The 12,483-nt window shown below is 73.1% G+C and carries 8 protein-coding genes and 1 pseudogene; 3 read left to right on the top strand and 6 right to left on the bottom strand.

The annotated features are described in order from the left end of the window. The first annotated feature begins 87 nt into the window (after positions 1-87). Positions 88-708: a hypothetical protein gene (locus C1708_RS21050; RefSeq protein WP_106414136.1), complete on the top strand. Its 621-nt coding sequence runs from the start codon at positions 88-90 to the stop codon at positions 706-708. Between the two features lie 13 nt (positions 709-721). On the opposite strand, the gene C1708_RS21045 is transcribed toward C1708_RS21050, so the two are convergent. From C1708_RS21045 to C1708_RS21035, 3 genes are all read right to left on the bottom strand, one after another. After that, complete coding sequence (locus C1708_RS21045; RefSeq protein ID WP_106414135.1) at positions 722-2,155, bottom strand: S28 family serine protease; 1,434 nt, start codon at positions 2,153-2,155, stop codon at positions 722-724. A 106-nt stretch (positions 2,156-2,261) separates the two neighbouring features. Beyond that, on the bottom strand, positions 2,262-2,651 hold the full coding sequence (locus C1708_RS21040) for a hypothetical protein (RefSeq protein ID WP_106414134.1): 390 nt from the start codon (positions 2,649-2,651) through the stop codon (positions 2,262-2,264). Positions 2,652-2,763: 112 nt separating this feature from the next. Next, the gene (locus C1708_RS21035; protein ID WP_106414133.1) at positions 2,764-6,471 is read right to left on the bottom strand and encodes an ABC transporter ATP-binding protein; all 3,708 of its coding nucleotides are present in this window, start codon (positions 6,469-6,471) and stop codon (positions 2,764-2,766) included. Positions 6,472-6,686: 215 nt separating this feature from the next. On the opposite strand from C1708_RS21035, the gene C1708_RS21030 reads away from it, so the two are divergent. Both C1708_RS21030 and C1708_RS21025 read left to right on the top strand, forming a co-directional pair. Further along, positions 6,687-7,511 carry an endonuclease I family protein gene (locus tag C1708_RS21030; protein WP_106414132.1) on the top strand — a complete coding sequence of 275 codons (825 nt, stop codon included), beginning with the start codon at positions 6,687-6,689 and terminating at the stop codon, positions 7,509-7,511. A 49-nt stretch (positions 7,512-7,560) separates the two neighbouring features. Beyond that, positions 7,561-7,800, top strand: a pseudogene (locus tag C1708_RS21025) (DUF6086 family protein); the annotation flags it as partial. A 472-nt stretch (positions 7,801-8,272) separates the two neighbouring features. Here the strand turns inward: C1708_RS21025 and C1708_RS21020 are convergent. The 3 genes from C1708_RS21020 to C1708_RS21010 are packed head-to-tail and all read right to left on the bottom strand — an operon-like array spanning position 8,273 to position 12,466. After that, positions 8,273-9,958: a thiamine pyrophosphate-binding protein gene (locus C1708_RS21020; RefSeq protein WP_106414130.1), complete on the bottom strand. Its 1,686-nt coding sequence runs from the start codon at positions 9,956-9,958 to the stop codon at positions 8,273-8,275. After that, positions 9,955-10,923, bottom strand: coding sequence for an agmatinase (gene speB / locus C1708_RS21015; protein ID WP_106414129.1), 969 nt, complete (start codon positions 10,921-10,923; stop codon positions 9,955-9,957). Before speB ends, C1708_RS21020 begins: the two co-directional genes overlap by 4 nt. 55 nt (positions 10,924-10,978) lie before the next feature. After that, positions 10,979-12,466 (bottom strand): sodium:solute symporter family protein, encoded by a 1,488-nt coding sequence (locus tag C1708_RS21010; RefSeq protein ID WP_106414128.1) that lies wholly within the window; start codon positions 12,464-12,466, stop codon positions 10,979-10,981. Positions 12,467-12,483: the final 17 nt, after the last annotated feature.

Here is a 12,483-nt window from a genome sequence, read left to right as displayed (position 1 = left end):
CCCGTATGCGCGAACGACCCCACTTGTCCGGCGTGTCCCGGCATCGGGCGGTCAGGCTGGGGGCGGGTGATTCCGGGGGAGGCGTCGATGCGTGTGCGCGCGTGGGGGGTACGGGCCGTGGGGGCCCTGGCGGGGGTGGTGCTGCTCGCCGGGTGCCGGGAGGCGCCCCGGGACGGGGCGGGCGGGACGGCGGCCGTGGCCTCACCGGTGCGGCCCCCGGGGCACGGGGCCGTGTTCCTCGACGTCGGCGAGTGCAGCTCCTTCGGGCGCACCAGTTTCACCGAGGTGTCCTGCGCGGGCGAGCGCGCCGCGGCACGGGTGGCGGCCCGGCACGACGGCACCACGCGCGACGGGCCGCTGTGCCCGCCCACCACCGACTTCGTGCTGCACATCAGCGAGCGGCGTCCCGCCGCCGACGAGGACGGCGACGGCATGGTGCCGCGCGGCTACGCCTGCATGCGCAGCCTCCGGCCGCCGCACCCGGGCGACCCGGGCGGCGGGGGCGGTCCGCGCACCGTCGTCGGCGACTGCCTCCACTCCCTCGACGGCGGCAGGGTCCGGGAGACCGCCTGCGACGGAAGCGGGCCGAGGGAACCGGAGTTCAAGGTGACGAAGGCCGTGGACGCCCGGTCCGGCTGCCCGGCGTCCACGGCCCTCTACGTCCGGCTGGGCGGGGCCTTGCCGGTCGGCTGCGCCGTGCCGGTGTGACCCCGCCCCGGCCTCACGGACGCAGCGCGTGCCGCGGCTCGACGTCCCGCTTGTCGAGCTTCGCGTCGAACTTCGCCAGCGGCTTGGCCGCCGCCGGGTTCGCCTGGACGGCGTTCGGGGCGACGCCCGCCCAGTCCAGGATGCGGGCCGTGGCCAGCGCCTTCTCCTTCTCGACCAGGCCGGCCACGTTCGCGCCGTGGTTCATGCCGGGCGCGGTGAACACGTACGAGTCGCGGGCGCCCTTGCCGAGGCGGAACGGCTCGGCGCCCCACGGGTCGTTCTCGCCGTACACGAACAGCATGTGCCGGGCGTTGTGGCGGACCCAGGTGTCGACGTCCCGCATGGCGTGCGGCTGGAACTTCATGTCGATGGAGCGCGGCACGAAGTTGCGCGGCGGCTGGTAGCCGTAGCGGACGTACTTCTTCTCGATGTGCGGGAAGTGGATGGTCGGCGCGCCCAGCTGGGTGCCGGCCTGGTAGTAGTACGGCGTGTACGGGCTCAGGCCCTGGTCCGTGTAGAACGAGAAGCCGGAGATCGCGTCGACGGAGTTCCAGATCTCCTCGTCGGTGGCGTTCTTCGCGTCCGCCGGGATGTCCTGGCAGTCGGCGACGGTGCTGTACTGCCAGAAGCCCCACACATAGTCCAGGACGACCGCCTCGTAGGCGCGGTCGAGGCTGCCGATGGTGTCGAAGGTGTAGCCGTTCTCGGCGGCGTACGCGGCGTACTTCTTCTCCAGCGGGGCCCGGCGCACCAGCGCCTCGCGCTGCACGCCGTTCAGCCGGTCGCGGCACTCCTCGGTGCCGACGGTGCGGAAGAACCGGTCGTAGGCCGAGTCCTCCTTGTTCACCACGTCGTTGGGGGCGACGTAGGCGACGACGCCGTCCATGTCCTTCGGGTAGAAGCGCTCGTAGTAGGTGGCGGTCATGCCGCCCTTGGAGCCGCCCGTGGAGATCCAGTTCTCGGTGTAGATCTTCTTCAGCGCGGTGAAGATGCGGTGCTGGTCACTGGCCGCCTGCCAGATGTCCAGCTTGCTCCAGTCGGCCGGCTCGGGCCGGGACGGGGTGAAGAAGCGGTACTCCATGGAGACCTGGTTGCCGTCCACGATCTGGGTCGGCTCGGCGCGGCGGGGCGTCGTGGAGACGCTGTAGCCGCCGGTGTGGAAGACGGTGGGCCGCGCGGTGTCCTTGTGCAGCACGGTGATCCGCTGCTGGAACGTGCCCTTGGCGGGCCTGCGGTGGTCGACCGGCTGGGTGTAGTTGAGGACGAAGAAGCGGTACCCGGTGTACGGCTTCTCCTCGATGAGGCTCATGCCCGGGACCGCGAGCAGCCTCTCCTTGATGTCAGTGGTGCCGGTGGCCTCCGGCTCGGCGGCGGTGGCCGCCCCGGCCGTGCTCAGTGTGCCTATGAGCACCGTGAGCGCCAGCAGCCATCTGAGCGCCTTGCGCATGCGCACTCCCCTGTGAGACAGATGTGCGCCGGAAGCTACTCGACCAACTCCTCACCGCACCAGGGGACATAGGGAAAACCCTGTGCGAGTCCGGTGTGCGGAGGGGTCAGCACAGGATCCAGCCGGAACTGACGGAGCCCGCCGCGACCCGGCCGGTGACCCAGACGCAGCGGCGTCCGGCGTGCACGGTCACCGGGCCCGCGTGGTGGGCGAACTGCCCCTCGTCGACCACCGGGCGTCCGCCGCGCGCCCGCACGCTCACCGCCATCGTCCGCTTCACGCCCGGCTTCTTGGCGACGGTGACGGCGCAGACGTATCCGCCGCGCTTGTAGACGAGCACCGAGCCGGTGGTGAACGGCAGGGTCCGCACCTTGCGTCCGGGGCACAGCGCGGCCGCCTCCGCCTCCTGGGCCGGCGCGGCCACGGCGAGCAGCCCCGACGTGGTCAGCACCGCAAGGCCCAGCGCGAGCCGCCGGTGTATCGCTCCACTGCGCACAGTCGTCCTCCCGTACCGCGCCCGCCGCGACCGGCGGCGTACGCGTGTACGGACGCACGGCATGAGCCGCACGGTTGCGCGAGCCGGTGCGCACCGGTGGTGAACGGCCGGATCAGGCCGGCGCCGGTACGTCCTCGCCGACGAACGTCCGCCACAGCGCGGCGTACCGGCCGCCCTTGCGCAGCAGTTCCTCGTGCGTGCCGTCCTCGGCGACGCGGCCGTGGTCCATGACGATCACCCGGTCGGCGCGGGCGGCGGTGGTCAGGCGGTGGGCGACGACCAGTGTGGTGCGGCGGCCCGCGATGCGGTCGGTCGCCGCGTTGACCTGCGCCTCGGTGGCGAGGTCGAGGGCGGCGGTGGCCTCGTCGAGCAGCAGCACGTCCGGGTCGACGAGTTCGGCGCGGGCGAGCGCGATCAGCTGGCGCTGTCCGGCCGACAGGTTGCGGCCGCGCTCGGCGACCTCGTGCAGGTAGCCGCCGTCCAGCGTGGCGATCATCTCGTGCGCGCCGACCGCGCGGGCCGCGGCCTCCACCTCGGCGTCGGTGGCGTCCGGACGGCCGTAGGCGATGGCGTCGCGGACGGTGCCGGGGAAGAGGTACGCCTCCTGCGGCACGACGCCCAGCCGGTGCCGGTACGCGGTCAGGTCCAGGTCGCGCAGGTCGGCGCCGTCCACGGTGACCCGCCCGGAGGTGGGGTCGTAGAACCGGGCGACCAGCTTGACCAGGGTGGACTTGCCCGCGCCGGTCTCGCCGACGAAGGCGACGGTCTGCCCGGCGGGGATGGTCAGGTCGACGCCGGTGAGGGCCTCCTCGCCGTCGCCGTAGGAGAAGTGCACGTCCTCGAAGGCGATCTCGCCGCGCAGGGACGTCACCGGCAGCGGCTCGGCCGGCGCCTCGGTGGAGGTCGGCTCGCGCAGCAGCTCCTGGATCCGGCCGAGGGAGACGGACGCCTGCTGGTAGCCGTCGAAAACCTGGGAGAGCTGCTGCACGGGCGCGAAGAACAGGTCGATGTAGAGCAGGTACGCGACCAGCGAGCCGATGGCCAGCGTGCCGTCGTCCACCCGGCCGCCGCCCACCACCAGCACCGCCACCGCGGCGACCGAGGACAGCAGCTGCACGAACGGGAAGTACACCGAGATCAGCCACTGGCCGCGGATGCGGGCGCTGCGGTAGGCGGCGCTGCGCTCGGCGAACCGCCGGGCGCCGTCCCGCTCGCGGCGGAAGGCCTGCACGATCCGCAGCCCGGCCACCGACTCCTGCAGGTCGGCGTTGACCGCCGACACCCGCTCCCGCGCCAGCTCGTACGCCTTCACGCTGGCCCGGCGGAAGACGTACGTGGCGAGGATCAGCGGGGGCAGGGTGGCGAACACGACGAGGGCGAGACCGACGTCGAGCACCAGCAGGGCGACCATGATGCCGAAGAAGGTGACCACCGAGACGAACGCGGTGACCAGGCCGGTCTGCAGGAACGTGGACAGCGCGTCGACGTCCGTGGTCATCCGGGTCATGATCCGGCCGGTCAGCTCGCGCTCGTAGTAGTCGAGGCCGAGCCGCTGGAGCTGGGCGAAGATCTTCAGCCGCAGCGAGTACAGCACGCGTTCGCCGGTGCGTCCGGTCATCCGGATCTCGCCGGTCTGCGCCGCCCACTGGGTGAGCACGGTGAGCAGGCCCAGCAGGGCGGCCGCCCAGACCGCGCCCTGGGCGGCGCGGGTGACGCCCTCGTCGATGCCGTGCCGGATCAGCACCGGCAGCAGCAGGCCCATGCCGGCGTCCACGGCGACCAGGCCGAGGCTGATCAGCAGGGGGGTGCGGAAGCCCTGGAGCAGACGGCGCAGGCCGTAGGAGTCCTCGGCGCGGACGGCGCGCTCCTCGTCGACATCGGGGACGTCGTCGGCCGGGGGCAGGGCGGCGACCTGTGCGAGCAGTTCCGGGCCGGCGGGTGCGCCGTCCAGGGCGGTGTCGCGGGGCTCGCGGTCGCCGGTCCACAGGCGGGGGGTGACGCCCCGCTCGGCGTCGAACTCGGCGTCCAGCTCGGCGCGGACGGAGGTGTCCTCCTCGCGCGGCCCGGCGGGCGGGGTGTGGCCCGGGGAGACGGCGCCCAGTTCGTCGGGGTCGGTGAGCAGCCTGCGGTACAGCGGGCAGCGCCGCTGGAGCTCGTCGTGGGTGCCGATGTCGGCGAGCCGGCCGCCGTCGAGGACGGCGATGCGGTCGGCGAGGTTCAGGGTGGAGCGGCGGTGGGCGATCAGCAGGGTGGTGCGGCCCCGCATGACGCTCTTCAGCGCCTCGTGGATCTCGTGCTCGACCCGTGCGTCCACGGCGGACGTCGCGTCGTCCAGGACGAGGAGGCGCGGGTCGGTGAGGATCGCGCGGGCCAGGGCGATGCGCTGGCGCTGTCCGCCGGACAGGGTCAGGCCGTGCTCGCCGACGGTGGTGTCGTAGCCGTCGGGCAGTTCGCCGATGAAGCGGTCGGCCTGGGCGGCGCGGGCGGCGGCCTCGATCTGCTCGTCGGTGGCGTCGGGGCGGCCGTACGCGATGTTGGCGCGCACGGTGTCGGAGAACAGGAACGAGTCCTCCGGGACCAGGCCGATGGCGGCGCGCAGCGACTCGGTGGTCAGCTCGCGCACGTCGTGGCCGCCGACCAGGACGGCGCCGCGGGTGACGTCGTAGAAGCGCGGCAGCAGCAGGGAGACGGTGGACTTGCCGGAGCCGGAGGCGCCGACCACGGCGAGCGTCTCGCCGGGGCGGATCTCGAAGGACAGGCCGTCCAGCACGGGCCGCTCGGGGTCGTAGCCGAAGGCGACGTCGTCGAACTCGACGGTCGCCGGGGCGTCGGCGGGCAGGTCCTTGGTGCCGTCGGTGAGGGACGGCTCCGTGTCGATCAGGTCGAGGACGCGTTCGGTGCCGGCGCGGGCCTGCTGGGCGACGGTGAGGACGACGGCGAGCATCCGGACCGGGCCGACGAGCTGGGCGAGGTAGGTGGAGAAGGCGACGAAGGTGCCGAGGGTGATCTGCCCGCGCACCGCGAGCCAGCCGCCGAGGGCGAGCATCGCCACCTGGCCCAGCGCGGGCACGGACTGGAGGGCGGGGGTGTAGCGGGAGTTCAGCCGGATGGTGCGCAGGCGTCCCGCGTACAGCCGGCGGCCGACCTCGCGGAGCTTTCCGGTCTCCTGGTCCTCCTGGCCGAAGCCCTTGACCACGCGCACGCCGCTGACCGCGCCGTCGACCACCCCGGCGACGGCGCCCGCCTGTGCCTGCGCGTACCAGGTGGAGGGGTGCAGCCGGGTGCGGCTGCGCTTGGCGATCCACCACAGGGCGGGGGCCACGGCGAGCGCGACGGCGGTGAGCGGCAGGGACAGCGACGCCATGATGACCAGGGAGATCAGGAACAGCAGCAGGTTGCCGATGGTCATCGGCAGCATGAAGAGCAGGCCCTGGATGAGCTGGAGGTCGCTGGTGGCGCGGCCGACGACCTGCCCGGTGGACAGCTCGTCCTGGCGTCTGCCGTCGAGCCGGGCGATCGACCCGAACATCTCGGTGCGCAGGTCGTGCTGGACGTCGAGAGCGAGGCGTCCGCCGTAGTAGCGGCGGACGTAGGTGAGGACGTAGACGGCGAGCGCGGCGCCGATCAGCAGGCCTGCCCAGGTGCCCATGTCCCGGGTCTTGTCGCCGATGACGTCGTCGATGATCACCTTGGTGATCAGCGGGACCAGGGCCATCACGGCCATGCCGGCGAGGGAGGAGCCGAGGGCCAGGACGACGTCCTTGGGGTGGCGCCACGCGTAGGCGGCCAGTCGTCGTGCCCATCCCCGTTGCGCTGTCACGCGGTGTCCTCCGATCGTCCTGATCTTCCGGAAGGCACCAACGCCGACCGGAGCGGATTTCATCCCTCCGCAACGATTCCGGCGGCGCGCGGCGACCACACACGGTCGGACGGTCGTCACGCGATCGACACGTTCCCTCCACGCGCCCGACCGCATGTGCATGCCAGTCTCGCGGGTATCTCCCTCGTGCAACCCGCGTAGATCGGACACCTCACATGCTCGCTGTACGCATACGGCGCCGGAAGGCGGTGGCGCTGGCGAGCGCCGCCCTCCTGGCCGGACTCGCCGTCCCCGCCCTGACCCCCGCCACGGCCGGCGCCGGGACCCCCGCCCCCGCGCCCGCCCGGGCCGCCGTCGTGGCCGACTACTACGAGGGCGCCGAGGGCAGGACCGGCGCGGTCCTCAGGTCCGCCCTGCACACGATCATCAGCGACCAGACGAAGCTCTCGTACTCGGCCGTCTGGAACGCCCTCAAGGAGACCGACGAGGACCCGGCGAACAGCGGCAACGTGATCCTGCTGTACTCCGGCGCCTCCCGCAGCAAGAGCGCGAACGGCGGCGACACCGGCGACTGGAACCGCGAGCACGTCTGGGCCAAGTCCCACGGCGGCTTCGGCACCTCCACCGGCCCCGGCACCGACATCCACCACCTGCGCCCGACCGACGTCCAGGTCAACAGCATCCGCGGCAACAAGGACTTCGACAACGGCGGCAGCGCCGTCGCGAACGGCGGCGGCAGCCTCACCGACTCCGACTCCTTCGAGCCGCGCGACGCGGTCAAGGGCGACGTGGCCCGCATGATCTTCTACATGGCGGTCCGCTACGAGGGCACCGACGGATGGCCCGACCTGGAGCCCAACGACCGCGTGAACAACGGCAGCGCGCCGTACACCGGCAAGCTCTCCGTGCTCAAGGCGTGGCACGAGCAGGACCCGCCGGACGCCTTCGAGCAGCGCCGCAACGACGTCATCCACGACTCCTACCAGCACAACCGCAACCCGTTCATCGACCACCCGGAGTGGGTCGAGGCGATCTGGTAGCCGGGCGGGCGCCCCGGCTCCCGGTGATCCGGCGCACGTCGTCGCCCGGCACTGCCGGACGCGGCACTCCGTGATCCTCGCGCTCGCCGAGGGGTTCACGGCGACGGCGGCCGCGCTCGCCCGGCGCGCGGGGATCGAGGCGCGGATGCCCGAACCGGACCCCGGCCACGAGTGCGGTGACGTCCGGCGCGACGTGCAGGTTCCCGGTGATCCCCACGCCTCCTCGGCCGCCGTCGTCACCGCGTTGGACGCACGGGCACGGGAGTCGGACCGCTGGATGGCCCGCTGAGCCGACGCGCCCGAGGCCGCTCCCCACCGGCCCGACGCCCTTGCCCGGCCCGCAGTTCCGCCTCGTTCCGCCCTCCCGGGACGTCCCCCCGGAAGCCGCCCCGCCCCGGAGCCCGCAGGAGTCCCCGAAGCGAGGAGGGCGCACGTGCGCGGACGTCGGCGGTGCCGGGTTCCCGCGGGCTCGGTGATCTCAGGGACGGTGCGGCCCAGGTCCTCGACGCGGCCTCGCGGTGTGCGGCTGTGCTCCGGGGCCGGGAGTGCCGCCGTCGTCCAGCCGGGTGCGGACGCGGCCGGCGGTCCCGTCCCCGGGCGGCGCCCGAACGGGCCTCACCGTGCTCGTCCCGGGGACGGGCGACCGCACGCACCCGGACGACCTGCTCACCCGCACCACGGTGCTGTCACCCACGGCGAACCGGGGCACGCGCCGGACACCCCCGGCGGACGCGCCCGCCGCGGGAAGCGGTGCCGCGGGCTCAGTCCAGGTGGGTCGGCGCGAACATCCGCAGGACCGCCGGGAGGACGACCACGGACGGGCCCGGAGCCGCCAGGGCCTCGGCGAGGTCCCGCTCCAGGGTCTCGGGGGTGGTCCGCGCTCCCGGCACCCCGAAGGACCGCGCCAGGGCCACGAAGTCCGGGCGGGTCAGTTCCGTCGCCGTGGGCTCGCCGAAGGCGTCGGTCATGTACTCGCGCAGGATGCCGTAGCCACCGTCGTCGACGATCAGCCAGGTGACGTCGAGGTCGTACTGGCGTGCCGTAGCCAGCTCGGCGATCGAGTACAGCGCGCCGCCGTCGCCGGAGACCGCCAGCACCGGGCGGGTGGGGTCGGCGACCGCCGCGCCGAGGGCCGCCGGGAAGCCGTAGCCGAGGCCGCCGGCGCCCTGCGCCGAGTGCAGGTGGTTGGGGCCCATCGCGTCGAACGCCGACCACGCCCAGTAGGCGAGGATCGTCATGTCCCAGAAGGACGGCGAACCGGTCGGCAGGGCGCGCCGCACGGCCGTCAGCACCTGCTGCTCCAGCGCGAGGTCCTGCGCGTCGATGCGGGCCCGCACCCGGTCCAGCAGCTCCCGCACCCGCGCGGGGGCGGTCTCGTCCTCGCGCGGTTCGACCGTCTCCAGGAGCGCCTGGAGCGCGAGGCGGGCGTCCGCGTGGATGCCGATGCCGGGGTGGTTGGACTCCAGCTTGCCGAGGTCGGCCTCGATCTGGACGACCCGGCCGCGCGGTGCGAACGTGTGGTAGTTCGAGGAGAGTTCGCCGAGTCCGGAGCCGACGACGAGCAGGACGTCCGCGTCCTCCAGGAAGTCGGTGGTGTGGCGGTCCTCCAGCCAGGACTGGAGGGACAGCGGGTGGGTCCACGGGAAGGCGCCCTTGCCGCCGGGGGTGGTCACCACCGGCGCCTGGATCCGCTCGGCGAGCTGCCGCAGCTTGCCGGAGGCGTCGGAGCGGACCACTCCCCCGCCCGCGATGATCGCGGGGCGGTCCGCGCCGGCCAGCAGGTGCGCGGCGAGCGCGGTGAGTTCGGGGCGCGGGGGCAGCTCGTCCGGGGTGGCGTCCATCGCCGTCACCACCGGCAGCATCGTCTCGGCGAGCAGCACGTCCTGCGGGATCTCCACCCACACCGGTCCGTGCGGGACGGTGAGCGCCGACTTCCAGGCCGCCGCGATCGCCGAAGGGATCTGGGAGGCCGTGCGGACCGTGTGCACGGACTTGACCACGCCCCGGAACGAGGCGGACTGGTCGGGGAGTTCGTGCAGATAGCCGTGGCGGCCGCCGCCGAGCCCGGCGGTCGGCACCTGACTGCTGATCGCCAGCACCGGTGCGGACGCGGCCGCCGCCTCCTGCAGCGCGGCCAGCGAGGTCAGCGCGCCGGGGCCGGTGGACAGCAGCAGCGGGGCCGCCTCGCCGGTGATGCGGCCGTACGCGTCCGCCGCGAAGCCGGCGTTGTTCTCCACGCGCAGGCCGATGTAGCGCAGGTCGGAGCGGCGCAGGGCGTCGAACACGCCGAGGGCGTGCTGGCCGGGCAGTCCGAAGACGGTCGTCGCGCCGAGCCCGGCCAGGGTCTCCACGACCAGGTCACCGCCGGTACGGCCGGGGGGAGGGTTCAGCGCCGCCTTCGTCTGGGCGGCGGTCGGGCGGAGCTCCAGGTCGTGGTCGTGCGTCACTTGGCGCGGGCCTCCGCGATCTGCCGGGACATGATCGTGATCAGTTCGTACGCCGTGTGGGACGCGGCGACCGAGGTGATCTCGGCGTGGTCGTAGGCGGGCGCCACCTCGACGACGTCGGCCGAGACCAGGTTGCAGGAGGCGAGGCCGCGCAGGATCTCCAGCAGTTCGCGGGAGGTCATGCCGCCCGCCTCGGGGGTGCCGGTGCCGGGCGCGTGGGCGGGGTCGAGGCAGTCGATGTCGATGGAGACGTACAGCGGGCGGTCGCCGATGCGCTGGCGGAGCTGGTCGGCGACCTCGTCGGCGCCGCGGCGGTAGACGTCGGCGGAGGTGACGATGCCGAAGCCCATCTTCTCGTCGTCGGTGAGGTCCTGCTTGCCGTACAGCGGGCCGCGGATGCCGACGTGGGAGAGGGCGGAGGTGTCGAGGACGCCCTCCTCGACGGCCCGGCGGAACGGCGTGCCGTGGGTGTACTCGGCGCCGAAGTAGGTGTCCCAGGTGTCGAGGTGCGCGTCGAAGTGGAGCAGCGCGACCGGGCCGTGCCTCTTGGCGACCGAGCGCAGCAGCGGCAGCGCGATGGTGTGGTCGCCGCCGAGGGTCATCAGGCGGGCGCCGGTGCCGAGGAGGTCGTCGGCGGCGGCCTCCACGGTCTCGACGGCCTCGTTGATGTGGAACGGGTTGACGGCGATGTCACCGCCGTCCGCGACCTGCGCCAGGGCGAACGGAGAGGCGTCCTGCGCGGGGTTGTAGGGGCGCAGCAGCCGGGACGCCTCGCGGATGGCGTTGCCGCCGAAGCGGGCGCCGGGCCGGTAGGAGACGCCCGAGTCGAACGGCACGCCGACCACGGCGACGTCGGCGCGGCCGACCTCGTCGAGGCGGGGCAGCCGGGCGAAGGTCGCGGGCCCCGCGTAGCGCGGCACGCGGGAGGAGTCGACGGGGCCGCGGGGCGTCTCGTTGCTGCTCATGGCGGACTGCTCTCTTTTCTGCGTTTCGTCGCGTATGTGCTGACTGTTCACGATGCTACTGGGCGGCCGGGGCCTGTTCGGACACGGTTTCGGACGTGCTGTCCGGCGCGGGGGCGCGTCCGGCGAGGCGTTCGCGCCAGGCGGCGAGCACGGCCGCGTCGGTGGGGCGGGTGGCCAGGGAGACGAGGACGTAGGCCGCGAGGGAGGCGAGGAGGCCGTAGTAGACGGGCTCGTTGGCGAGGACGCCGTAGGCGGCCATCAGGCCGATGACCGCGAGTCCGCCGACGGCGACGGACGCGAGGGCGCCCCGCGCGGTGCCGCGCTTCCACAGCAGCCCGCCGAGGATGGGCACGAGCAGCCCGCCGACCAGCAGGTTGTACGCGACGGTCAGCGCCTGGACGACGTCGTTGAGGGCGATGGCGGCGGCGATCACGGCGAGGCCCATCAACAGGACGAAGGCGCGGTTGCCCTTGACCTCGTCGGCCTCGTCGTGCTGCTCGCCGCCCGGACGCGCGACGCCGCGCAGCCGCGCCCATATGTCGTTGTTGGCGACGGTGGCGCAGGCGATCAGCGCGCCGGAGGACGTGGACATCACGGCGGCGAGGGCGGCGGCCAGCACGAGACCGCGCACGCCCATCGGCAGCTCGTCCTTGACGATGGTGGCGAACGCGTCGTCGGCGTTGGCGAGCTTCGGGTAGAGCACCTTGGCCGCGGTGCCGATCACGGCGCCGGCGACGGCGTAGGCGAGACAGTAGGTGCCGGCGACGGTGCCGCCCCAGCGGGCCGTGCGGTCGCTGCGGGCGGTGAAGACGCGCTGCCAGATGTCCTGCCCGATGAGCATGCCGAAGGTGTAGATCAGCACGTAGGTGAAGACGGTCTCGCCGCCGATGCCCAGCGGGTCGAAGTACTCGGTGGGCAGCTGCGCCCTCATCTCGCCGAACCCGCCCGCCTTGACCACGGCGACGGGCAGCAGCAGGAGCAGCACGCCGATGGTCTTGACGACGAACTGCACCATGTCGGTGAGCGTGATCGACCACATGCCGCCGAGCGTCGAGTAGGCGACGACGATCGAGCCGCCGAGGACGATCGCGAGGGTGCGGTCGATGTCGAAGAGGACGTCGAAGATGGTGGCGTAGGCGATGGTCGAGGTCACCGCGAGCATCAGGGTGTACGCCCACATGACGACGCCGGAGATGACGCCCGCCCGGCCGCCGTAGCGCAGGTCGAGCATCTCGGAGACGGTGTAGACCTTCAGCCGGGCGATGCGGGCGGAGAAGAAGACGCTCAGGGCGAGGATGCCGAGGCCGATGGTGAACACCATCCAGGCGCCGGACAGGCCGTACTGGTAGCCGAGGCCCACGCCGCCGATGGTGGACGCGCCGCCGAGGACGATGGCGGCCATGGTGCCCGAGTACATGGCGGGGCCGAGGCGGCGGCCGGCCACCAGGAACTCGCTCTTGGACTTGGCGCGGCGCATGCCCCACCAGCCCATGGCCAGCATGCCGGCCAGGTAGAGGACGATGACCAGGTAGTCCAGGGCCATGCGGGGGCCTCCTTCGC

The sequence above is a fragment of the Streptomyces sp. DH-12 genome (assembly GCF_002899455.1).
Taxonomy (GTDB): Bacteria; Actinomycetota; Actinomycetes; order Streptomycetales; family Streptomycetaceae; genus Streptomyces.
Note: the sequence above shows the minus strand (reverse complement) of the source record. Positions and strands in the feature narration are given on the sequence as shown.